The 22,117-nt window shown below is 41.0% G+C and carries 21 protein-coding genes and 1 pseudogene; 9 read left to right on the top strand and 13 right to left on the bottom strand.

What is annotated here, in order from left to right; translation table 11 throughout:
• Positions 1 to 24: 24 nt before the first annotated feature.
• From FBF75_RS14515 to FBF75_RS14505, 3 genes and pseudogenes are all read left to right on the top strand, one after another.
• Positions 25 to 1,879 (top strand): annotated as a pseudogene (locus FBF75_RS14515) (terpene cyclase/mutase family protein).
• Positions 1,872 to 2,693, top strand: a complete 822-nt coding sequence (locus FBF75_RS14510; protein WP_136944861.1) for a superoxide dismutase — start codon at positions 1,872 to 1,874, stop codon at positions 2,691 to 2,693. Before FBF75_RS14515 ends, FBF75_RS14510 begins: the two are co-directional and overlap by 8 nt.
• Before the next feature lie 151 nt (positions 2,694 to 2,844).
• Positions 2,845 to 3,795, top strand: a complete 951-nt coding sequence (locus tag FBF75_RS14505; protein ID WP_035391745.1) for a bile acid:sodium symporter family protein — start codon at positions 2,845 to 2,847, stop codon at positions 3,793 to 3,795.
• A gap of 31 nt (positions 3,796 to 3,826) precedes the next feature.
• On the opposite strand, the gene odhB is transcribed toward FBF75_RS14505, so the two are convergent.
• The 7 genes from odhB to cdaS all read right to left on the bottom strand — a co-directional run bounded on the left by odhB (position 3,827) and on the right by cdaS (position 14,069).
• The gene (gene odhB / locus FBF75_RS14500; protein ID WP_007500721.1) at positions 3,827 to 5,083 is read right to left on the bottom strand and encodes a 2-oxoglutarate dehydrogenase complex dihydrolipoyllysine-residue succinyltransferase; all 1,257 of its coding nucleotides are present in this window, start codon (positions 5,081 to 5,083) and stop codon (positions 3,827 to 3,829) included.
• Between the two features lie 14 nt (positions 5,084 to 5,097).
• A complete protein-coding gene (gene sucA / locus FBF75_RS14495) occupies positions 5,098 to 7,932 on the bottom strand; it encodes a 2-oxoglutarate dehydrogenase E1 component (RefSeq protein WP_035391743.1) in 2,835 nt (944 codons plus the stop codon).
• A 224-nt stretch (positions 7,933 to 8,156) separates the two neighbouring features.
• Positions 8,157 to 10,073, bottom strand: coding sequence for a vWA domain-containing protein (locus FBF75_RS14490; RefSeq protein ID WP_058214056.1), 1,917 nt, complete (start codon positions 10,071 to 10,073; stop codon positions 8,157 to 8,159).
• Between the two features lie 11 nt (positions 10,074 to 10,084).
• On the bottom strand, positions 10,085 to 10,963 hold the full coding sequence (locus FBF75_RS14485; protein ID WP_136944860.1) for an ATP-binding protein: 879 nt from the start codon (positions 10,961 to 10,963) through the stop codon (positions 10,085 to 10,087).
• 89 nt (positions 10,964 to 11,052) lie between these two features.
• On the bottom strand, positions 11,053 to 11,631 hold the full coding sequence (locus FBF75_RS14480) for a superoxide dismutase family protein (protein WP_007500730.1): 579 nt from the start codon (positions 11,629 to 11,631) through the stop codon (positions 11,053 to 11,055).
• A gap of 77 nt (positions 11,632 to 11,708) precedes the next feature.
• Positions 11,709 to 13,040, bottom strand: a complete 1,332-nt coding sequence (locus FBF75_RS14475; protein ID WP_136944859.1) for a C40 family peptidase — start codon at positions 13,038 to 13,040, stop codon at positions 11,709 to 11,711.
• A 402-nt stretch (positions 13,041 to 13,442) separates the two neighbouring features.
• The gene (gene cdaS, locus FBF75_RS14470) at positions 13,443 to 14,069 is read right to left on the bottom strand and encodes a sporulation-specific diadenylate cyclase CdaS (RefSeq protein ID WP_024718575.1); all 627 of its coding nucleotides are present in this window, start codon (positions 14,067 to 14,069) and stop codon (positions 13,443 to 13,445) included.
• 81 nt (positions 14,070 to 14,150) lie between these two features.
• Here cdaS and FBF75_RS19945 point away from each other — a divergent pair, with 81 nt between their 5' ends.
• On the top strand, positions 14,151 to 14,276 hold the full coding sequence (locus FBF75_RS19945) for a hypothetical protein (protein ID WP_003215647.1): 126 nt from the start codon (positions 14,151 to 14,153) through the stop codon (positions 14,274 to 14,276).
• Between the two features lie 59 nt (positions 14,277 to 14,335).
• Positions 14,336 to 15,703, top strand: coding sequence for an MATE family efflux transporter (locus FBF75_RS14465; RefSeq protein WP_035703268.1), 1,368 nt, complete (start codon positions 14,336 to 14,338; stop codon positions 15,701 to 15,703).
• Positions 15,704 to 15,724: 21 nt separating this feature from the next.
• Here FBF75_RS14465 and bshB2 read toward each other — a convergent pair whose 3' ends face one another.
• From bshB2 to rarD, 4 genes are all read right to left on the bottom strand, one after another.
• A complete protein-coding gene (gene bshB2, locus FBF75_RS14460; protein WP_007500738.1) occupies positions 15,725 to 16,390 on the bottom strand; it encodes a bacillithiol biosynthesis deacetylase BshB2 in 666 nt (221 codons plus the stop codon).
• 17 nt (positions 16,391 to 16,407) lie between these two features.
• A complete protein-coding gene (locus FBF75_RS14455) occupies positions 16,408 to 16,758 on the bottom strand; it encodes a YojF family protein (RefSeq protein ID WP_008346474.1) in 351 nt (116 codons plus the stop codon).
• Positions 16,755 to 17,036 carry a hypothetical protein gene (locus FBF75_RS14450; protein ID WP_099496564.1) on the bottom strand — a complete coding sequence of 94 codons (282 nt, stop codon included), beginning with the start codon at positions 17,034 to 17,036 and terminating at the stop codon, positions 16,755 to 16,757. The genes FBF75_RS14455 and FBF75_RS14450 overlap by 4 nt, the downstream gene beginning before the upstream one ends.
• A 78-nt stretch (positions 17,037 to 17,114) precedes the next feature.
• Complete coding sequence (gene rarD, locus FBF75_RS14445) at positions 17,115 to 18,026, bottom strand: EamA family transporter RarD (RefSeq protein WP_039165518.1); 912 nt, start codon at positions 18,024 to 18,026, stop codon at positions 17,115 to 17,117.
• 86 nt (positions 18,027 to 18,112) lie between these two features.
• Here rarD and FBF75_RS14440 point away from each other — a divergent pair, with 86 nt between their 5' ends.
• Positions 18,113 to 18,586 (top strand): Hsp20/alpha crystallin family protein, encoded by a 474-nt coding sequence (locus tag FBF75_RS14440; protein ID WP_046526872.1) that lies wholly within the window; start codon positions 18,113 to 18,115, stop codon positions 18,584 to 18,586.
• Positions 18,587 to 18,626: 40 nt separating this feature from the next.
• Here the strand turns inward: FBF75_RS14440 and FBF75_RS14435 are convergent, their stop codons facing one another.
• Both FBF75_RS14435 and FBF75_RS14430 read right to left on the bottom strand, forming a co-directional pair.
• Complete coding sequence (locus FBF75_RS14435; RefSeq protein ID WP_003215921.1) at positions 18,627 to 18,845, bottom strand: hypothetical protein; 219 nt, start codon at positions 18,843 to 18,845, stop codon at positions 18,627 to 18,629.
• 75 nt (positions 18,846 to 18,920) lie between these two features.
• On the bottom strand, positions 18,921 to 19,253 hold the full coding sequence (locus FBF75_RS14430; protein ID WP_008346466.1) for a winged helix-turn-helix transcriptional regulator: 333 nt from the start codon (positions 19,251 to 19,253) through the stop codon (positions 18,921 to 18,923).
• 141 nt (positions 19,254 to 19,394) lie between these two features.
• On the opposite strand from FBF75_RS14430, the gene FBF75_RS14425 reads away from it, so the two are divergent.
• From FBF75_RS14425 to FBF75_RS14415, 3 genes are all read left to right on the top strand, one after another.
• Positions 19,395 to 20,012 (top strand): nitroreductase family protein, encoded by a 618-nt coding sequence (locus tag FBF75_RS14425; protein ID WP_035703274.1) that lies wholly within the window; start codon positions 19,395 to 19,397, stop codon positions 20,010 to 20,012.
• Positions 20,013 to 20,249: 237 nt separating this feature from the next.
• Positions 20,250 to 20,468 carry a DUF3311 domain-containing protein gene (locus FBF75_RS14420; protein WP_008346461.1) on the top strand — a complete coding sequence of 73 codons (219 nt, stop codon included), beginning with the start codon at positions 20,250 to 20,252 and terminating at the stop codon, positions 20,466 to 20,468.
• Positions 20,453 to 21,946 carry a sodium:solute symporter family protein gene (locus FBF75_RS14415; RefSeq protein ID WP_048003186.1) on the top strand — a complete coding sequence of 498 codons (1,494 nt, stop codon included), beginning with the start codon at positions 20,453 to 20,455 and terminating at the stop codon, positions 21,944 to 21,946. The genes FBF75_RS14420 and FBF75_RS14415 overlap by 16 nt, the downstream gene beginning before the upstream one ends.
• Positions 21,947 to 22,117 lie beyond the last annotated feature (171 nt).

The following is a 22,117-nucleotide window of genomic DNA, read 5'->3' as shown; positions in this document are numbered from 1 at the left end:
GATAAAGGAAAGGAGCATGGCCGAATGCAAGATTTAAAAACGAGAGTCAACGAATATATCGATGAACTGCACATGCAGGTAGAACGTAGACAAAGAGAAGATGGCGCATTTATTTTCTGCTTTGAAGGACCTATGATGACAAATGCTTTTTTCATTATGCTGTTAAAAGCCGTTGGTGACCCCGATCAGCAATTGATCCATCAATTGGCCGAAGCAATACATGCCAAACAAAATGAAGATGGTTCCTTTTCTTTGTATCATGACCAGTCGGGACATCTCACAGCTACAGTACAAGGTTATTGCGGCATGCTCGCATCTGGCAGATTTCAAAAAGACGAGCCCCATATGGAAAAAGCAGCACAATATATTCGCTCAAAAGGTGGACTAAAGAGCGTTCATTTTATGACAAAGTGGATGCTTGCCGTAAATGGCATGCACCCTTGGCCCTACTTCTATGCACCTCTTTCCCTTTTACTCATCCCTACGTCTTTTCCGCTGCACTTCTACCACCTTAGTGCCTATGCAAGGATTCATTTTGTCCCCATGATGATCGCACTGAACAAACGGTATACCTCTCATGGTGCGTTTCCATCATTAGCCCATCTTGATGAAAACATGTCTAAAAATCCATTTGACTGGTTTATGGCAAGAGAAGAACGTTCGACTGATCACTTCCTCATGTATATGCGGTCATATACAGCCCTCGACAGCCGGCTCGACTTTTTCGGATATGAAGCGGCAAAGCGATACATGTTTGACCGTCTTGTACTTAAGTGCAACCATCTTTATGGTCTATGCCCTCATGAGCCTTGGGTACTCCCCTGGACATCATCTCATTCAAAAAGCAGTCAGGGGTATGAAAAATCTCGTCACCTCCTGTCAAGGCAAGATATATGCTGAGAATTCCACCTCGACTGTGTGGGATACAGCGCTTGTCAGTTACGCTTCTCAAAGAGCAGGAAGAAAACGAGAAGATCCCATGATCATGAATTCCTTCACCTATTTGCTGGACCGCCAGCAAATGAAGAAAGCGGATTGGGCAGTTCATAACCGGCATGCTGCTCCTGGTGGCTTTGGTTTCTCACATATCAATACGAATAATCCTGATTGTGATGACACGCAAATTGTGTTAAAAGCGATCCCAAAAGAATACGCTCCACTTCAGTGGAAACGAGGATATGACTGGCTTCTCTCCATGCAAAACCGTGATGGCGGCTTTTCTGCTTTCGAAAAAAATCAAGATCACTTTCTGCTTCGTCACCTTCCGCTTGAATCTGCGGAGGATGCGGCGATTGATCCATCAACTCCTGATATTACTGGTCGTGTGCTCCATTTGATTGGTTTAGAAGAAAAAGATACTGCTTCACCCTCGATTCTCAGGAAAAAAGATCGATGTGTAAAATGGCTCATTGACCACCAAGAGAAAAACGGATCATGGTTTGGCAGATGGGGTGTTTGTTATATTTATGGAACTTGGGCAGCGTTAACAGGACTGAAAGCGGCTGGCATTCCCTCCTCACACCCTGCTGTGCAAAAAGCGTGCCGTTTCCTAAAGCAGATTCAGCTTGAAGATGGCAGTTTCGGAGAATCGTGTAAAAGTGCAGAACTGAAAACCTATGTCCCGCTTCCCTTTGGCACAGTGGTTCAAACCGCATGGGCGACAGAGGCGCTCCTCCAATATGAGAAAGCAAATAACGCAGGCATTTTGAAAGCTGTCTCCTTTTTAGTGAACCATCACCATACTGAAGAAGCCATGTACTATCCAGTCGGCATTGGACTGCCAAAACAATTTTACATCACCTATCATAGCTACCCATTTGTGTTTCCGATGATGGCTTGTTCTACATTTTTAGAGGAAATGAGGCGTATACATGAATAAAGAAGAATATCGCTCACAGCTCAAAGAGTGGCTTAGCACGATTCAACATGTGTGGCAAGATGATAAAATTCATCGAAAAGTGGAACATTTACGACTCAAAATGGAGGATGACCATTCGAGTGAACAAGAATGGTACGAACTAGCCGAAAGTATTGCAGAAGACATGCAGCCACACGAAGAAGTGCGCGATGTAGCAGCTGGAAATCATCAGTTACCACCACTGCCTTATCGGTATGACGCGCTCGAACCTTATATTTCAAAAGAAATTATGTACTTGCACCATCAAAAGCATCATCAAACTTATGTTGATGGGCTAAATCAAGCTGAACTTGCACTAAAAAAAGCAAGAAGAACCAATGACTTTACCATGATCAAGCATTGGGAACGTGAGCTTGCCTTTCATGGGGCAGGACATTATTTACATTGTATCTTTTGGTTTTCCATGAGTCCTTCAGGGAAAAGAAAACCTACTGGTCAAATGCTTCGTCTCATTGATCAATCATTTGGCAGCTATGAGGCGTTCAAGTCACATTTTTCAGCTGCTGCCAAACAAGTAGAAGGTGTCGGATGGGCGATCCTTGTATGGTCCCCGCGATCTCAACGTTTAGACATTTTACAAGCAGAGCGCCATCAGTTCCTCTCGCAATGGGACGTCATCCCCCTTCTTGCTCTTGATGTGTGGGAGCATGCCTATTACCTCCAATATCGAAATGAAAAGGCGCAATATGTAGACCGGTGGTGGCATGTCGTTGACTGGCGTGAGCCAGAAGCAAGACTAAAACAGGCTCAACAAGTGATATGGACACCTTTTTGATCGCATACTCCACATAGTTCATTTACTATGTGGGTTTTTATTAGTTTACATAATAATATTATGAACACCCATTACAAAATCATAGGTTGTTTTTTCAGAAAATTCATTTAAAATAGAAAAGATATGAAAAGAAAGAGAGTTGAAAGATAGTATGAACACCCTTTTACACATTAGTCACTTTGCAGGAAGAACATTCGCTATATGGGTCATTGTCTTTGCTTGTCTAGGTTTTACTTTTCCTGCGGCATTTTCTTTGATTGGACCTTATATCCCTTTTTTACTGGGCATTATTATGTTTGGCATGGGGCTCACGCTGTCTTCTGAAGATTTTAAAGAGCTTTTTAGAAAGCCTCTTTATGTATTGATCGGGGTTTTAGCGCAGTATACACTGATGCCACTCATAGCATTTTTATTGGCCTATGGGTTACATTTGCCTTCTGAAATCGCTGTTGGTGTCATTCTCGTCGGCTGCTGTCCAGGCGGGACTGCATCCAATGTAATGACCTTTTTGGCGAAAGGAAATACGGCCTTATCCCTTGCCGTGACAACGATCTCGACACTACTTGCTCCCATTTTGACCCCTGTTTTTATTTATATTTTTGCAAAATCTTGGTTATCTGTATCACCGGGTGCTTTGTTTTTGTCGATTGTCCAAGTTGTCTTAATTCCGATTATTTTAGGTGTCATCGTCAAATTGTTTTTTAAAAAACAAGTGACGTATGCTGTACAAGCACTTCCACTTGTATCTGTTACTGGCATTGTCGCCATCATTGCAGCTGTTGTCAGCGCAAATAAAGAACAGATTCTGCAATCTGGACTGCTTATTTTTGCCGTTGTTGTTTTACATAATGCTCTTGGTCTATTATTGGGTTACCTCATTGCAAAATGGTGTAAAATGGACATTCCTTCTCAACGAGCAATTTCAATAGAAGTAGGGATGCAAAATTCTGGACTTGGCGCAGCCCTTGCAACCGCACATTTTTCTCCACTTGCCGCCGTTCCCAGTGCCATTTTTAGCGTATGGCATAATTTATCTGGCTCTTGGCTGGCAACATTTTGGTCAAAAAGAGGCTACTCAGAAAATAAAGACCAAAAAAGCTAGTACCCTCATCGGTACTAGCTTTTTCTTTCGATTATCCTTCAAGCAATAGCTGTTCAGGATCTTCAAGTAGATTTTTAATCGTGACAAGGAACCCAACAGCTTCTTTACCATCGACAATACGGTGGTCGTATGAAAGAGCTAAATACATCATTGGACGGTTTTCAAAGCGTTCTTCATCAATTGCAACAGGACGAAGCTGAATTTTATGCATACCTAAAATTCCAACTTGAGGACTGTTTAAAATTGGTGTTGAAAGCAGAGAACCAAATGTTCCTCCGTTTGTGATCGTGAATGATCCACCTTGTAATTCATTGAGCGATAATTTGTTATCTCTTGCTTTTTTCGCAAGATGACCGATTTCTTTTTCAATTCCTGCAAATGATAGTCTGTCTGCATCACGGACAACTGGTACCACAAGCCCTTCATTGGCGGCTACAGCAATACCGATGTCATAGAATTTTTTAATGACAAGCTCATCACCTTGAATTTCTGCGTTGAGAAGTGGATATTTTTTAAGTGCTGCTACCACTGCTTTTGTGAAGAAGGACATGAAGCCCAGTTTCACATCGTTTTGTTCAAGGAAGGCATCTTTGCGACGCTTTCTTAGATCCATGACAGCTGTCATATCGACTTCATTAAATGTTGTCAGCATCGCTGCCGTTTGTTGAACTTCAACTAAACGTTTTGCAATGGTTTGTCTGCGGCGTGACATTTTTTCACGCTCAACTGGTTTCCCTGCTTGATCATTTTGCACCGCAGCATTTGCTTTTGGCGCGGCTTTCGGTGCACTTGCAGGAGCTTCATTCTTTTGGTAAGAAGCTACATCCTGCTTTCGTACCCTGCCCAGCGGATCTGCGGTTGGAATCTCAGATAAGTCTAACCCCTTCTCTCTTGCTAGTTTTCTAGCTGCTGGAGAAGCGATCGTTCTGCCATTACCAGATTTCGGCTCTTCTTTTGCTGCCTCTTCTTTTTGTTCAGCTGCTGGTTCTTCTTTCGAAGCTGGTGCAGAATCTTGCTCAGGTGCTGGAGCTGCGGACTCGCTTCCGCCAGCTTCACCTGCTGCAATCGTTCCGATGACTTCTCCAACTTGGACAGTGTCACCAGAATCTTTCAGTACTTCTTTTAGAACACCAGATTCTTCAGCTGTCAATTCGACATTGACTTTATCTGTTTCAAGTTCTAACAGGTATTCCCCCTGCTCAACATAATCGCCCGGCTGTTTTAGCCACTGAGCAATTGTTCCTTCCGAGATTGATTCCGCTAGTTCAGGTACTTTAATTTCCGCCATTTTTCATTTCCCCCTTAGTTTTTGCGAGTCAAGCTATCAGATACAATTCGTTCTTGTTCTTTTTTATGAACAGTTGGATCACCCTCAGCCGTACTTGAACGTCTTCTGCGGCCGATGTAACGTACTTTTACTTTTTCAGATGCAATTTCACGTAAATATGGCTCAATATATCCCCAAGCGCCCATATTTTGCGGTTCTTCTTGCACCCATACGATTTCTTCTAAGTTCGTCAGTTTTGATAAAATGGCTTTAATATCTTTGGCTGGGAATGGATATAATTGTTCCACTCTCGCAATATGAAGCCAATCTTTTGAGTCTTCCATTTGAGTAAAACGATCACTAATATCGATCGATACCTTCCCGCTCGATAGCACAAGGCGTGTTACTTTTTCATGATCATGCACAAGGCCCGGCTGTTCAAGAACTGGACGGAACTGTCCATCTGTTAGTTCTTGGACTTCGGATAATGTGTTCGGGTTTCGAAGCAGACTCTTCGGTGTCATGATGACAAGAGGACGAATCTCTTCACGAAGCAGCATTTTCGCCTGTCTTCTAAGAATATGGAAGTATTGAGCTGCACTTGTCAGGTTCGCAACTGTCCAGTTATTCTCAGCAGCTGATTGCAAGAAGCGTTCTGTTCTTCCACTAGAATGTTCTGGACCTTGTCCTTCATATCCATGTGGCAAGAGCATCACAAGCCCTGACTTTTGTCCCCACTTGGCGCGGCCTGCTGAAATAAATTGATCAAAATACACTTGAGCCGCATTTGCGAAGTCTCCAAATTGAGCTTCCCAAATCACTAATGTTTCAGGAGAATAGACATTATAACCATATTCAAACCCGATGACAGAGCCTTCTGACAGTGGACTATTATGGACTGTAAATGATGCATTTGCATCACTCAGTTCATGAAGAGCAATGAATTCATCTCCCGTTTGACTGTCGTGAAGAACAAGGTTTCTTTGAGCAAATGTACCTCGCTCAGAATCCTGTCCGGTCATTCGAATCGGCGTACCGTCTTTTAATATAGATGCAAATGCAAGTGCTTCACCAAGTGACCATTCCACTTTGCGATCATCTGTAAACACTTTTGCACGTTTTTCAAGGATCCGCTTTAGCTTACCGAATACTTGGAAGTCTTTCGGCCAGCTAATCAATTCTTCATTCAGCTTTCTTAATACATCAAACTCTACAGATGTATCAACTGCAGGGAAGCCGTTAGATACAGGCTCTGGCAGTTCGATTTCTTGAATCGTATGTTCTTTCTTTGAAGGCACTTTTTTATAAGCTTCTTCAATTTTTGCCGTGACAGCCTGCTCAATTTCTTCTCTTTGTTCTTTTGACAGAAGGCCCTCAGTGACAAGCTTATCTGCAAAGATATTCTTGACCGTTTTGTGCTTTCTGACCGCATCGTACAGCATTGGCTGAGTAGTAGAAGGCTCATCCATTTCGTTATGGCCATATCTGCGGTAGCCAATCAAGTCAATTAAGAAATCCTTTTTAAACCGTTTACGGTATTCTACCGCCAGCTGAACAGCTGCTAAACAAGCTTCTGGATCGTCTGCATTGACGTGAACAATTGGAATCTCGAAACCTTTTGCAAGGTCACTAGCGTATTTCGTTGAACGAGATTCATTGCTTTCTGTGGTAAATCCAATCATATTGTTGGCAATGATATGGATCGTTCCCCCCACTTGATAGCCGACTAATTGACTTAAATTTAATGTTTCTGCGACAATTCCCTCTCCAGGAAATGCAGCATCCCCATGAATTAAGATGGCTAACGCTTTTTCAACGTCTTGAACTGGATAGCCTTTTTGAGTACGCGATTCTTGAGCAGCACGAGTGCTTCCTTCAATAATCGGGTCAATAAATTCCAAGTGACTTGGGTTATTGGCAAGTGTGACTCTTGCACTCTTTGTATCTTCATCTTTAATTTGGCGGTCAGCACCGAGATGATATTTTACATCCCCTGTCCATCCGTAGCTGATGCCGATAGAGCCTTCTGATGGTACAAGCTCTTTATTAGGCGCATGCTGGAATTCTGAGAAAATGATCTCATATGGCTTTCCTAACACATGTGCTAATACATTTAAACGGCCTCTATGTGCCATTCCAATGTTAATATTTGAAGTCCCTTGTGTAACAGACTCGGATATAATTTCATCAAGTACTGGAACAAGTGCGTCTAATCCTTCAATAGAAAAACGCTTTTGTCCAACAAATGTTTTATGAAGGAACTGCTCAAATTGCTCGACTTCTGTTAATCTTTTGAGCACAGAAACTAGTTTATCTGCTGGTTTTTTCTTAAATAATTCGCCAGACTCAATAGATTTAGAGAGCCAGTTGCGCTCTTCGAAGTCATGTACGTGATCAAACTCAAATGAAATGGTACGCTTATACGTATTTCTCAAATGGTTAATGGCTTCTATGCCGTTTGAAATGTGTTTAGGTGCATCTGGACTAATAATTGATATTGGAATATTCTTAACGTCTTCTTCAGTTAAACCGTATTCCTTTAATGGAAACAGCTCTTGTAATTCCTTTTCTTTGCGAAGAGGATTGACGGAAGCATTTAAATGGCCATACGTTCTGATGTCTTCTGCCAGTTTAACGACTGATGCTATCTTTTGGATTTGTTCAGAAGTAACTACGCTATTTTCTTTTTTCCCAATTTCCTCCTTCATTTCACTCGGTGGTGCACCAAGTTCATCAAATATGCCTCTTATGTCTTCATCAACACTAGTAGGATCCTGGACATATTGATCGTAGAGCTCGAGCACGTAGCCGAGGTTCGGACCATGAAATTCTTCCCAACTCAACGGTTGTTTCACATCATTTTGAAACATTTTGAACACTACCCCCAACTTTGATCATCAAGTGATTGAACACTATCTCGATATAACTTCCAGAACACAATGACCAAATTTATGTAATAAAACGCTTCCAATCATATTCTACCACTGTTTCGGATTACTTTCTACATTCTTTGTTCAATTAAAGATAAAAAATTCAAAGAAAAACAAAAAATTTAAATCATTCCGAAAAATATTTTAAAGAAAGGGGCAAAACCTTATGCCCCAATGCTTTTATGCAGCAATTTCTTGAGTAATGGATATAGCACATCTGGCAATGTATCGACATCCGGTACAAAAATGCTGAACTTGCCATACATATCTTGGATCGTTTTCATCTGCGCCTCTTCAATCGGAGAATTGGATAAAAACACATTGATCACTTCAATTCCCTTTTTTCTCGCTTCGAGAACCGCTTCATGTGTATCCACGATCCCATTTTGTTCGTAGCTGAATGCAGCCGGCTCTCCGTCTGAGAAAACAATGAGGAACTTTTGCTCTTCTCTTCGTTTTAAAATCATTTTTGTCATTTGGCGAATCGCATATCCATCCCGGTTATCCTCTTCTGGCTCAAGTGACATAATGGATGGTCCTGCGTCAAATAAGGAATCTTTGAACGATACGACGGTGTTAAAGTAGTTCGGCTGACTTGTTTCAGTTGCGTCATTTGTATCTTCCCAGAACCCTACAATTTGATGAGGTACCTGAACTGATTTTAAAGCTTCATGAAACAGAACAATCCCTTTTTTTGTCTCATCCATCTTGTCAAACATACTTGCAGAACAGTCAACTAATAAAGTGAACACAGCATCAATTTGAGAAGATGGCGCTTGTTTTTTATAAAATAGTCGAGGGTTAGACTCTGTAAAATAACGAATGAGCTTTTTACTGAGACGTCCTGCATGAAGATCTGTTTTTGGCCATGTTTTTTTATGCTCAAGTGTTTTTTGAATCATTTGTTTTAAGCGTTTCTGATAAGGTTCGATTGCCTTTGCGTGCTGCTTGTACACATCTATTTGCTCTGGTGAAGGAGGTTCTGGTGAAATCATGACTGGAAATGCATATTTGTTTTCTTTTCCATTCTCATGCGCATCTGCCCCGCTTTCTTCTCCTTCTGCCTCTTCTAGTGCTTCAAGCTTTGAATAGTCTTTTCGATGGGTTTGTTTGGCTGAACCTTGAACCGTTCCAAGCGCCTGATCTCCATCGTCACCTTCTCTTGCCGCATCTTTACCGAGATCGCTTTTACCACCGTGTTCTAAATCAAATTGAAGGAAACTTTTAGATGGTGCTTCTGTTTCTCTATGCCATACTTCCATATATTCATTATGGATGTCTTCATCCCCCTCTTTTTCCCGATCGACTTTTATATCCTCACTTAATTTAGGCTTTCTTTTGAGGTCATGGAAAAGCGGTTCTTTTGCCGCTTTTTCATAGTCCAATTCTGGGAAGAAGAAGTATGTATTCAGCATATCCTTTTCAAGGAGCTCATCGAAGCCTTCTGTCAATTCCTTCACAATGATGGCGATATCAGATGTCGAGCGTGCGTCATATACACGTTCAAGACTTGACTCAATAAACGGAATCATTGGATCTATCCGCTCATGAAGGGGTGGAATTTCTTCAAGCGGAGATTCGGCTGTCAGCTTCACGTATATCGCACAAAAGAGTGCATCTGTTAAAATACTGCGCTCTTGGTTAATCGTTAATTGTGTTTTAAAGTGACGTCTGTAAAGCTCTCTTCTCCGTTTAAATACCTTTTTTGTTCCTGGGCGGTCACGTTTAATCCGCTCTTCAATGCGGATATCTTCAAACAGCATAAACAATTGTTTGCACACATCAGGAATGGATAATGTGTGGGCATAGGAAATGATGTCTTCAAATACTGTAAGATCGCTATACACTGTCCCTACTGCTCGCAGGAACACATCACTTTTTAGGCCTGCCATCATATCCTCTTGATGACGATCATCCCAAAAATGGCTGATGAAAATTTTCTTTTCAAACGGTTCATAGTACGATTGAACACCGTATTCAAGCTCCACATCATCACTTTTGGCAAGTGTTTTGGCTAAATCCGTTAATTCCATAAATAGAAATGAATCGATTCTGCTGTCATTAAATTTGATGAATTTCAAAAGTCAGAACCTCACTCGAATAATGTTTGAGCGATATTTCTTACCGCTGCTTTTTCCCGGTCATCTTCTAGCTTCTCTACAATTCCTCGTTCAATTGCACGAAGCGGCGGGATATATTGCGCAAGATCACATGTATCTAACAGTGCGCGAATGGATGCGGCTTCTTCACTGACCTGTCCATTGTGTGCTTGGACGATGAGATCTGATGAGAGCTGTACGAATTGATCGATTAACCGCTCATCCTTTAATACGGATTGAGTGTGCAGTACTTCTTTTAAAATGCCACCGCCAATGTAAGGAACTTCAATGACGACAAAACGGTTTTTCAGTGCTTCATTGAGCGGCACTGTCCCCACATATCCCTCATTGATTGCTGCAATCACGCCAAAACCTTCTTCTGCTCTAACGACTTCACCTGTAAATGGGTTTGTCATCATTTTTCTGTAATCAAGCACACCGTTTAAAATAGGCAGTGTTTCTGGTTTTGCCATGTTGATTTCATCAATATATAAAAGGTGTCCTTTTTTCATTGCTTTTGTAACGGGTCCTTCAATGAATTCTATAGAAGCAACTTGTCCTTCATTATGGATGGTTTTATAGCCAATAAGACTTTCTGCATCAAGGTCAACTGAGCAGTTTACACTGTGCATCGGCTGTTGAAAGAACGCAGATAAAGTTTCTGCTAGTTTGGTTTTACCTGAGCCCGTCGGTCCTTTTAACAGAACATTTTTTCCTAGGGCAAGTGCAATCATGGCATCTTGAATAATAGACGTATCTTGTGATTCATAGCCGCCTGTTCCGATAAGCGGACGAAATTCTTCTTCGAGAACTTTTCCTTTTGCTTCGATCTTTGCTTGAATTTCTTCTGGGAGTGCTGGTTGGTTAAACATATATGATTAATTCCTCTCTTCGATCATTTTCCTCACCAAGTATACTAAAAAAACCTTTATGCACTCAATACATAAAGGTTCGTCTTCTGTTATTTTACCATTTCTTTTGTGATGGCTCCGCAAGCAATGCGTTTCCCTGAGTTGCCAGAAGGGTTGCTTAAGTAATCATCTGCTTCTGCATGGATGATGAAACTTCGCCCGTTTTGATCGATTAATTGATTTGGGCCTCCCTTTAACGTCACATCTGGTACATTCACGACAACATCAATTTGTCCATCTGCCCCTACCTCTAAATTAGGCATATCTCCAGCATGATGCCCTTTTGGGTTGTCGAAGCCATGCTCTCTATGGGTCGGATTAAAATGTGCACCTGCTGTTTCAAAATCTGGCGTTTCACATATTCCTGTTTCATGAATATGAAAGCCGTGAGGACCTGGTGGCAGTCCTTTCGCTTTCACATGCAGATCCAGCCCATTTTCTGAGGACTCTCTTATTTCAATGCTCCCTATTTTTTGCCCGCTTTCGTTTATGAGTGACGTTGTGACTGGTGCTTGTTTAGGTGCGGCAACTTCTCTTGTTTCTTCTGTCGTTTCTTTTTTCGGCGGTGCATGACATGCTGATGCGGTAAAGATCAAACATATCATGATCATCCACACTGACTTTTTCATTTATGACTGCCCCCTTTTGATATCAGTATGGACAATCACAGCAACGGGCAAACAAAAAAAGCCGAAAATCGGCTTTTTTAGAAGAAACGTTTTGCGCCTAGGTAGGCTTTTTTCCAATAAGGATTGCTTAAGTTTGAAATTCCTACTCCGCTGTCACTTGCATGAAGGAAATCTCCTCCACCTAGGTATAGTCCCATATGAGAAGGACCTGCTTTGTACGTTGTGAAATAAACAAAATCTCCAACTTGTGGTGTGCTGACAGGCGTCATCATATTCCAGTATCCTGCTGTACTCAATCTAGATACTGATGAAACCTTATTAATGAGATAGTAAACAAAGCCGCTGCAATCAAATCCAGCTGGTGTATTGCCGCCCCATCTGTAAGGTATGCCTGTGAGCTTTTTACCTTCTTGAATCATTGTCGTGATTTTTGCATTCATTGGAACGTCATTTTTATTATTGTTGACCGGTGTTGTTGAACCGTTTGACGTAGAACCATTAGATCCAGTTGAACCGGAAGCTGTTCGGTTGATTTTTAATACTTGTCCAATTCTCAGCACATCACTTTTCAAGCTGTTTGCTGTGCGGATTGATTGAACCTGCACCTTAAACTGATTCGCAATTTTCCATAATGAATCACCTGATTTAACCGTATAAGATGTGGTTTTACTACTTGAAGACTGATTGCTGTTTGAAGGCGTGCTAGATTGAGCAGGTGCTTTCGGCTGACTTGGTTTTGACGTCACCGTTCCTTTTACCTTCAATACTTGATTTGGATAAATCATATCAGATTTTAGCGAGTTCAATGTTTTAATTTCACCAATCGACATGTTTAACGAATTGGCAATTTTCCAAAGTGAATCGCCTAATTTTACTTTATATGTACTAGATGCTGATGACGAACTATTAGAATTCGTTGATTTGTTACTTGAGCTGGAATTAGATGTTGAGTTTGAATTTGAGGACTGGCTGCCGCTCGTTTTCGTCGTTCCAGACACTTTCAGCTTTTGTCCAGGACGAATAAGGTCACTGTTTAAGCTGTTCAAACTTTTCAAACTTGCAACTGACATTTTGTGATTCTTCGCAATCAGCCATAATGAATCCCCAAGCTTGACTGTATAGCTAGATGTTGTTGAAGCACTTGATTTCGTTGCTTTTGAACTTGTTGATGAGCTGGATTTTGAACTTTTTGCACCAGGAATCTTTAAGCTTTGTCCTGCAAAAATCATCGTCGTTTTTAATTGATTAAGAGATTGAAGTTCCGAAATACTTGTGTTGTACTGTTCGGCAATCTTCCAAAGTGAGTCACCGCTTTTCACCTTGATCGTCTGTGCTTCTGCCGGTGCAGCAATAACAGCTGAGCCCGCGATCGCTGAAACTGTGAGGCCGGTTACTACTTTTTTCTTCATAGATAAATCTCCGCCTTTCATGATTTCGTTCCATAAGACTTATGTACTAGTTTTGAGTTTAGCATTTAATGGTTCTGCTTCTCTTGCACTATTTTATCTTTATTTCTATTATATTACTCGACATGAAGACGTTGGGCAATACTAAATAGGTTAGAGCAACAAACTCAAAATGCTAAAACAAAGCCATATCGTTTCTATCGGCTGTTTGCTGTATTTATAAACAATTTTTAAGGAATTTTTAAGTTGACGTTTAGAAATTTGTCAAAACAAGCACGTTGCTAGTTTCATAGTTCTATTCTACATGACAAATTTTTCTGTATCAAATGACTTTTTACTTAATTGCCTGTTTTTTCTCCTCAATAAAAAAAGCACCCTTCCCAATGAAGAATGCTGTGTTCATGTTTACTTTCTGATTTCTTGGTCTTTTACAGTTAACGGATAGAGGACGCCTTCTTTCGCAAACGACATTTTCCCTGTTTCTTCTGATACAACAAGAACAAGGGCATCAGTCATGCCAGAAAGTCCAATGGCTGCCCGGTGTCTTGTGCCTAGAGAAGGGCTGACTTTTTTTGAGGTGAGCGGCAGGACATTTGCAGCGGAAACAAGCGTGTTTTCTTTTACTAAAAGGGCGCCATCATGGAGTGGGTTTCCAGGATAGAAAATGCTTTCTATTAATGATGCGCTAATTTTCGCATGGAGGTTTGTCCCTTTTTGTATATAATCCTCCACCTCATCTCTCCTTTGAATCACAATCAGTGCGCCATGCTTTTGTTTTGATAAGTTCTCAATGGCTAAAGAAAATTGAGCAAAACCTGGTGTGAATTCTTCCATATATGCTTGTAAATAAAACGAGGAAGCCTCTGCATGCATTTCATTAAACTGATCATGCAATGATTCGAGTTCACAAAGAAGGCATTGTTCCGTCTGGTCAAGCGAATCGACGATTTTCCTTGCATCCATCATAATTTGCGTTAAATGAGATTTCATTTCTAACTTAAACATCGCTTCTTCATTTGTGCGATTGATCATCTCACCATGTCCCTCCTTCTTTCGCTTGTGTCATAAAATAACAAATTGTGCACATTCTATTTGTATGGAGGTGAATTCAATATGACCATTCAAAAAGTGATTCAATATGCTTGCAGCATTTTAGGTGTTGTCAGTCTTTCTTTTATTTATGCCCAAATGTTCAAAAAAACGAAGCCCTCAAAGAAAAATAATCCGACGGAGAATTGATTTTTTTACATAGCGTGATATAATTCCTCTCGTTATTTCTGTTCAGAGAGGAACTTATGATGAGAGAAACGAATAGTATTCGAGCAAAGTTGGCACAATTTTTAACCATATTGATTCCGATTTTAATTACACAAGCAGGTCTTTCGCTCATCACATTTTTAGACACGGTGATGTCTGGAAAAGTGAGTGCAGAAGACCTAGCAGGTGTAGCGATCGGTTCGAGCATTTGGACACCTGTTTATACTGGTCTCGCTGGCATTTTAATGGCTGTTACCCCTATTGTGGCTCAGCTGATGGGCGGCGGCCGCAGGGAAGATGTTCCTCGTGCGGTCTTCCAGGCCATTTATTTATCTTTTCTTTTAAGTATCGTGGTGATTGTCATTGGATCGATGTGTGTTCCTTTTATTTTAGGGCGACTTGGGCTTGAACCATCCGTAGAAACCATTGCCCGTCATTTTCTCAGCTTCCTTGCTATTGGAATCATCCCGCTTTTTGGTTATTCAGTCATGAGATCGTTCATTGATGCATTAGGAAAAACACGTGTAACGATGTTCATTACGTTAACCGCACTTCCTATTAATTTTGTTTTAAATTATCTCTTTATTTTTGGAAACTTTGGGTTTCCAAAGCTTGGCGGTGCAGGGGCAGGTCTTGCATCTGCGCTGACGTATTGGGCGATTTTCATCATGAGTATTTGTATTGTCATCAAAGCCGAACCGTTTGCATCCTTTCGGTTGTTTCAGACATTACCTCGTTTTAACGTCTCCCGAATGGGTCAAATACTGAAAATCGGTATCCCTATTGGGTTTGCGATCTTTTTTGAAACAAGTATTTTTGCAGCTGTCACGCTCTTAATGGGTCACTTTGATACCGTGACAATCGCCAGTCACCAAGCAGCGATGAACTTTGCTTCTATTTTATATATCCTGCCGCTTAGTATCTCAATGGCTTTAACGATTGTTGTAGGTTTTGAAGCCGGTGCCATGCGGTATAAAGACGCAAAAAGCTACAGCTATATTGGCATTGCAACAGCTGTTTTGTTCTCATTATGTACTGCAGCACTCATCTTGTTATTTAGACCTGAGATCGCTGGTTTATATACAACTGAATCAGCTGTTTTACAAATGACACAGCACTTTTTGATGTATGCGATCTTTTTCCAGCTGTCTGATGCGATCGCTGCACCCATTCAAGGGGCTCTGCGCGGCTATAAAGATGTGAATTACACACTGATTGCTGCGTTTGTCTCTTACTGGGTCATCGGCCTTCCAGCTGGCTACTTGATTGGCACGTATACCTCATTTGGAGCGTTTGGTTATTGGGTTGGGCTGATTACTGGGCTTGCCGCAGGTGCCATCGTCCTATTTGTTCGTCTCAGGTTGATTGAAAGACGTATGCATTCTGATACAACAGGAAAAGGCAGCTGACTTCAGTCAGCTGCCTTTCATTTAGTCATTCCATTGATACGTCCAGAAAATTTCTTCATCAAACCATTTTTGAACGACTGGTTCTTTGTTTTTCAGCTTTTGTTCAAGCTCTCTTAGCATGCCTTCTGTTTGTGTTCTATGCGCTCTTAGTGCATTTAATTTGATATCGGCTACATCCGTAATATCAATCACAATATCGGCATTTCCTAGCACTTCTTCTCGATTTTTCGTAATGGCCATGCAGTATGTGACAGGACGGTCTTCTTTTTTCTTGCGGTATAGAGCACGAATGACCGCTTCACCTGTCGCATCATGATCAGGGTGTACGCCATGACCTGGATAAAACGTGACAATAAGAGTTGGTTTCACTTCATCAATTATGCGTTCCATCACATCCGCTAAATACTCATCATCTTCAAATTCCAACGTTTTATCTCGAAGACCAAGCATTCGCAAGTCTGTGACATCCATTTCTTTACATGCATTGATTAATTCCTGTTTTCTTAATTCAGGAAGTGTCTCACGGTTAGCATAAGTTGGACTTCCCATATTTCTTCCCATTTCTCCAAGTGTCCCGCATGCATACGTCACTGGAATTCCACGTTTTCTGCTTTGCGCGATGAGCCCTGCGACCCCGAAGGATTCATCGTCGGGGTGAGGCAGCATCACAAGTACATGTTCGTTCATCACTGTTCCCCTCTCTCCTACACCTGAAATGGTGTTTCACTAATTTGTAATGAGATCGCTAGTTTTCCGTCTGGCAGGTGTCCTGCTAACAGCAGGCGACCTTGTTCATCAAACACGTAATCGGTTAAACCTTCTGCGTAAATCCAGCCATCTTCTGTTTTCATTCCGACACGGTATGGACCTTGTCCTTTTATTTTTGCCTGTGAATAGACAACTTTTGCGTTGCGGATATACGCCACGACCGTCATATTTTGCTCATTCACATGAGCTGAATAAGAACCAGTTGTCGTTTCAAGATGAACGAAGACTGGCCGATTTAAAAACGATTCAAGATGTGCTGTGACATCTTCCGTTTGAATTGGTTTCATGAGTGGTTCCTTCCTTCATTTTGAATTAGTTCTCGCAGCTTTTTCGTATGTAAGCTGATCAGCTGTAGTTGATGACCCTGTTCAATCGTGCTTTCTAAAATTCTTTCCACAGCGAGTACATACTTTTGATGTAATGACTTTCTTGCGCGAGGATGGGTGCGTGCATCAAGCAAATCATCTCGTATCGCCTCGTGTATTGAAGTCATATCCACTACATCAAGCTGCCGATTTTTCCATAAAGATTGATAAGCGTGTGCAAGCTCATCGACTGATGACATGTGATCACCTCTACAGTTTTGGTAACAACTTATTATGACATGATCCGCCTGCAAAAAAAAGCAAACTGCTTCGTCTCTTTAATGAGAATTCGCTGTTTTTTTCATTCGGAGTTGAGAGGTTGTAAATAGTAAAATCGCCACCCAAATACAGAGGAATGTCACGATTTTTGCTGCAGATAAGTGTTCGTGATACACAAACAGCCCCAAAAAGAGTGTAATGGTCGGTGCAATATACTGCAAAATACCAACTTGGTATAAAGGAATTCTTTTGGCCCCTTCAGAAAATAAAAGAAGCGGTACAGCTGTAAAGACACCTGCAAAAAATAATAGCCCAAGAGAGCCGAAGCTGCTCGGATTCATCGTGACAACAGGTTCTTTTAAGAAGAAGAATAAGTAAACAAGCGCAGCTGGTGCAAGAAGCAGTGTTTCAATGGTTAATCCAATGGCACTCGTAAAACTCATTCTTTTTTTAATCAGTCCATAAAACCCAAAACTAAAAGCCAATACGAAAGCCACGACAGGAAATGAGCCGTACTGAACAGTTGAGATGATGACACCAGCTGCAGCAATGAGAATGGCGGTGGTTTGCATTTTATTCAGTCGTTCTTTTAAGAAAATGATGCCTAGTAAAACTGATACAAGCGGATTAATATAATACCCTAAACTCGCTTCCAGCATCAGATCGTGATTTACAGCCCAAATGTATACATACCAGTTGACCGAAATTAAAATAGCCGATAAAAGTAATGAAAAAAGTGCTTTTCCATCTATCATCAGACCTTTCACAGTCTGCATCGCTGGACGGACTTGCTTTAAATATAAAAGAATACCGCACATAAAAATAAAGGACCATACGATTCTGTGCGCTAAAATTTCGCCTGACGAAATATGCTCCATCAGTTTCCAATATAATGGGAACAACCCCCATAATGTAAAAGATGCAGCCGTATATAAGACACCTTTTGATTGTTGTTCGTTCAATCTAACCATTCCTTTCTAAACCTATCGTATATTATAGCACGCACATCACATTATGGGCATATACTAATTCAGGGCATTTAGAAAGGATGATTTGCATGTTTGACTGGAACCGATTATTCCCTTTTCAAAAGCAATTTTCAAAAGAAGCGTTAAAAAATTCAGACCCTAAAGACGTTGAGCAATATGTCAATCAAGTCATGGAAAGTGTTTTCGGCTCCAATTATTCTGCTCAATTCCCCTTTCAGGATCCGCTGTCTCAGAAGCAGAAAGCAAGAGAGACAGACGATAAAAAAAAGAAAGAGCCGAATGTTGAAGTATTTGAGACGACAGATCACGTGTTTGTCAAAATAGAGCTCGATCGTCCGAACACTGAAAAAGTAAAAATCAAACATACAGCCAATCTGCTGTTTATTGATCATTTTCCTGAAGAGAATAAACAAAAGAAGGTTGTCCTGCCTGCTGCTGTGAAAAGAAAAGGAACGAAGGCTTCGTATCAAGATGGTATTTTAGAAATTATGTTTTTAAAGCATGATGATCCAGGCATCTCTGAAATTGATATTCCATTATAAAAAGCCTGCTTTGAAATGGAAGCAGGCTTACTCTTTTTTCTTAATAATATGGTGGATATCCGCCGCCATAAGGTGGTGGAACAGGCGGTGGTGGTGGCGGGTAATATGGACGAGGATAATTAAAAATCGCACTTCCTAGAAATCCGCCAAGCAGTCCGCCGACTAAAGGAGCGCCAAAACCAAAAAACAAAGGGACTCTAGATTCATATGGCGGAATGCCAGGGGCACCGCCTCGAAAATACGGAGTATGAGGGTACATGCTTTTCTCCTCCTTTGTCATGTGCCTAACATCAGCATATTCATTAGGAGACAAAACGTTTGGGCAAACCTAAAACTAGGCTTGCTCCTTTTTTACATGAGATCCAGCATACTCCCCTGCCCAGCGCGATACTTCTCCGAACACACCATGTAATGCACTTCCTTTTTCGGTTAGACAATAGATGACTTTGACTGGCGTTTCAGGAAGTACAGTGCGCTTTATGATTCCTTCTTGCTCAAGCTCTTTTAAGCGTTCTGCGAGCATTTTTTGACTGATGGATGGAATAATGTCCGTCAGGTCTTTAAACCGCTTCGGACCATCAAGCAATACATGAATGATGAGACCATTCCATCTTTTGCCAAGAAGCAAAAAAGCTTGCTGAATGTTTGGACATAATTGAAATTCCATATATTTCAGCCTTTCTTTTCATAATCGTTTGACAAACTAACGGTGTACAATTTAAAATATATCTCTAGTTACAATAAGTAAGTTTCTCACTTTTTTATTTATTGTACCATACTATTTGCAAAAACGGGAGGAAATATCCATATGGCGAGCGATCAAAAAACGATTGACATTTTAAAAGAAAGAGCTTCAGTAAAAGAGTATGATACAACTCATGAAATGACAAAAGAAGAGTTAACAGAGCTTCTTGATATCACAACAAAAGCACCATCTGCTTGGAACCTTCAGCATTGGCATTTCACTGTTTTCCATAGTGCTGAATCAAAAGCAAAACTTCTTCCAATTGCTTATAATCAAAAACAAGTCTCACAAGCATCAGCTGTGATTGCAGTGCTTGGTGACCTTGAAGCCAATCTAAATGGTGAAAAAATCTACAGTGAGCTAGCAGAACAAGGTTTCATCACAGAAGATATTAAAGAAACACTGATGACACAAATCAATGGTGCTTACCAAAGCGAGCAATATGCACGTGAAGCTGCGTATTCTAACGCTTCGTTAGCTGCTATGCAATTAATGATTGCGGCGAAAGCAATGGGATATGATACATGTGCAATGGGCGGTTTCAGCAAAGAAGCGTACGTGAAAGAATTCAATGTGAGCGGTCGATACGAACCAGTGATGTTGATTTCTGTCGGCAAAGCAGCAAAAGAAGCTCATAAAAGCAATCGTTTTGACATCGAAGAAGTATCTGATTTCCTATAAAAAACGGCACAGTCTCAGCTTCATGCTGGGGCTTTTTTATTTGCTCTAAATATTATCTTTCCATACTTATTTTCAAGTCTTCCTTTCTCTCTATTCACTATTTACCTCTTTTTAAAAATGAAAGCGTTATATTAGTATGATATTCATAAAAATGATTGTTTTTTCTGAAAATGGTCTTGTGATCTAATCTGACAACTGCTATTATTATGAAATTACAAAATATTAGAGGAGGAAAACATGAACAAAAAACTGATACTGACACTACTCATCGCGATTCCATTCATTGGGCAGCTTGCACTGCTCCCCTTTGTGAATCGTATTCATCCATTTGTCATCGGGCTGCCTTTTTTCCACTTCTGGCTCTTACTATGGATTGTACTCACACCCGTTTGCACATTTATCATTTACAGGATGCAACATTCAAATGGAGGAACTGACGAATGCAAGGAAACTTAACAGCTTTATTGATTACTGCAAGTATTATTTTCATCGTCGTGGTCATCGGTTTTGCCGCTGGTCGTGATAAATCATCAAGACAATCAGTAGAAGAATGGTCTGTTGGCGGGAGAAAATTTGGCGGGCTTCTCGTCTGGTTCCTTGTTGGCGCAGACTTATATACTGCTTATACCTTTTTAGGGCTCACAAGTACAGCTTATACAGCGGGAAGTGTTGCTTTTTTCGCTATCCCCTATTCAGTTCTTGCTTATTTTATTGCGTATTTCTTCTTACCAAAACTTTGGACGGTTGCAAAAAATCACAAGCTGACAACACTTGCTGATTATGCACGTGAGCGATTTGACAGTAAACTGTTATCCAGTTTGATTGCCATTGTCGGTGTACTCATGCTCATTCCATACATTTGTCTTCAGCTCAGCGGGATTCAAGATACGTTAACTGTCGCTGGAACGGGTTATATTAATGTGAATGCAGTTGTTATGATTTCATTTATTTTAGTTGCACTTTATACATTTTTCAGTGGTATTAAAGGTCCTACATATACAGCTATTATTAAAGATATTCTTGTTTGGGTGATCATGCTCTTTATGGTGGTTTCCCTCCCGATTATTCATTTTAACGGCTGGACGCCGATGATGAATACGTTAGCTAAGGAGGCCCCACAGCTTCTGACGATACCTGAAGGAGGCCCTAAAGGCATTTTGTGGTTTATTACCGCATCAGGTGTTTCTGCACTCGCATTATTTATGTGGGCTCATGCAGCAACTGGTGTTTTCACAGCCAAAAGCGCAGATGCCATCCGTAAAAACAGTATGTTTTTACCTCTTTACAACATTGTATTGATTTTGGTCATCTTCCTTGGCTTCATTGCCTTTTTAGTCTTACCGGAAGATACAAATCCAAGATTTGCTCTTCTTCATTTAATTCAGACGTCATATGGCGGCGTGATGCAGGGGCTTGCGTATTCAACGATTGCACTTGCTTCTCTCATTCCATGCTCGATCATGGCCATTGGGGCGTCGAATTTATTTGCCAATAATTTGTACCGTGATTTAATCCATCCAAATGTGTCACCTAAACGTTTAACGATCATTACACGTTCGATGGTATTTATCGTGATCGGGCTTGCTCTTTTATTCGGTATGTTGTTCCCGACTGCGCTTGTCACGCTTCAGCTGATCGGTGTTTCTGGAATGGTTCAAATTTTCCCAGCCATCGCCATCAGCTTATTCTGGAAAAAACAATCGAGAGAAGCAACGATCGCAGGGCTCATCGTAGGAATTATCGTTACCTTTACAGCGAATATGACACAAATGACATTCGGCCTTTATGAAGGCTTTCTCGGCTTACTAGCAAACGTTGTGGTCATCTTGATATTGAATCCATTCTTCCAGAAGAATGTCGCATCTAATTCTGTGACAAGTGATTTGTTTGAAAAGAATGGGAAAACAACGGAACCTGTGGCTAACAAAGCGTAACACAAGAAAAAAGCAGTCCCCTGATAAGGACTGCTTCAGCGTGTAGACAAACCCTCGCATTCTTTGTCAGTCCTGCGTGCTGGTGCTCACGAATGTCAAATTCGCTCCGCTCCAGTACTCGTCCTTCCTAGACTTCAAAGGTTTTCTATCACGCTGAGCTGAAAAGAAGAC

Source organism: Bacillus sp. S2(2019), from assembly GCF_005144805.1.
GTDB classification, from domain to species: Bacteria; Bacillota; Bacilli; order Bacillales; family Bacillaceae; genus Bacillus; species Bacillus altitudinis.
The sequence above is the reverse complement of the archived record's forward strand: the minus strand, read 5'-3'. Positions and strand labels throughout refer to the sequence as shown.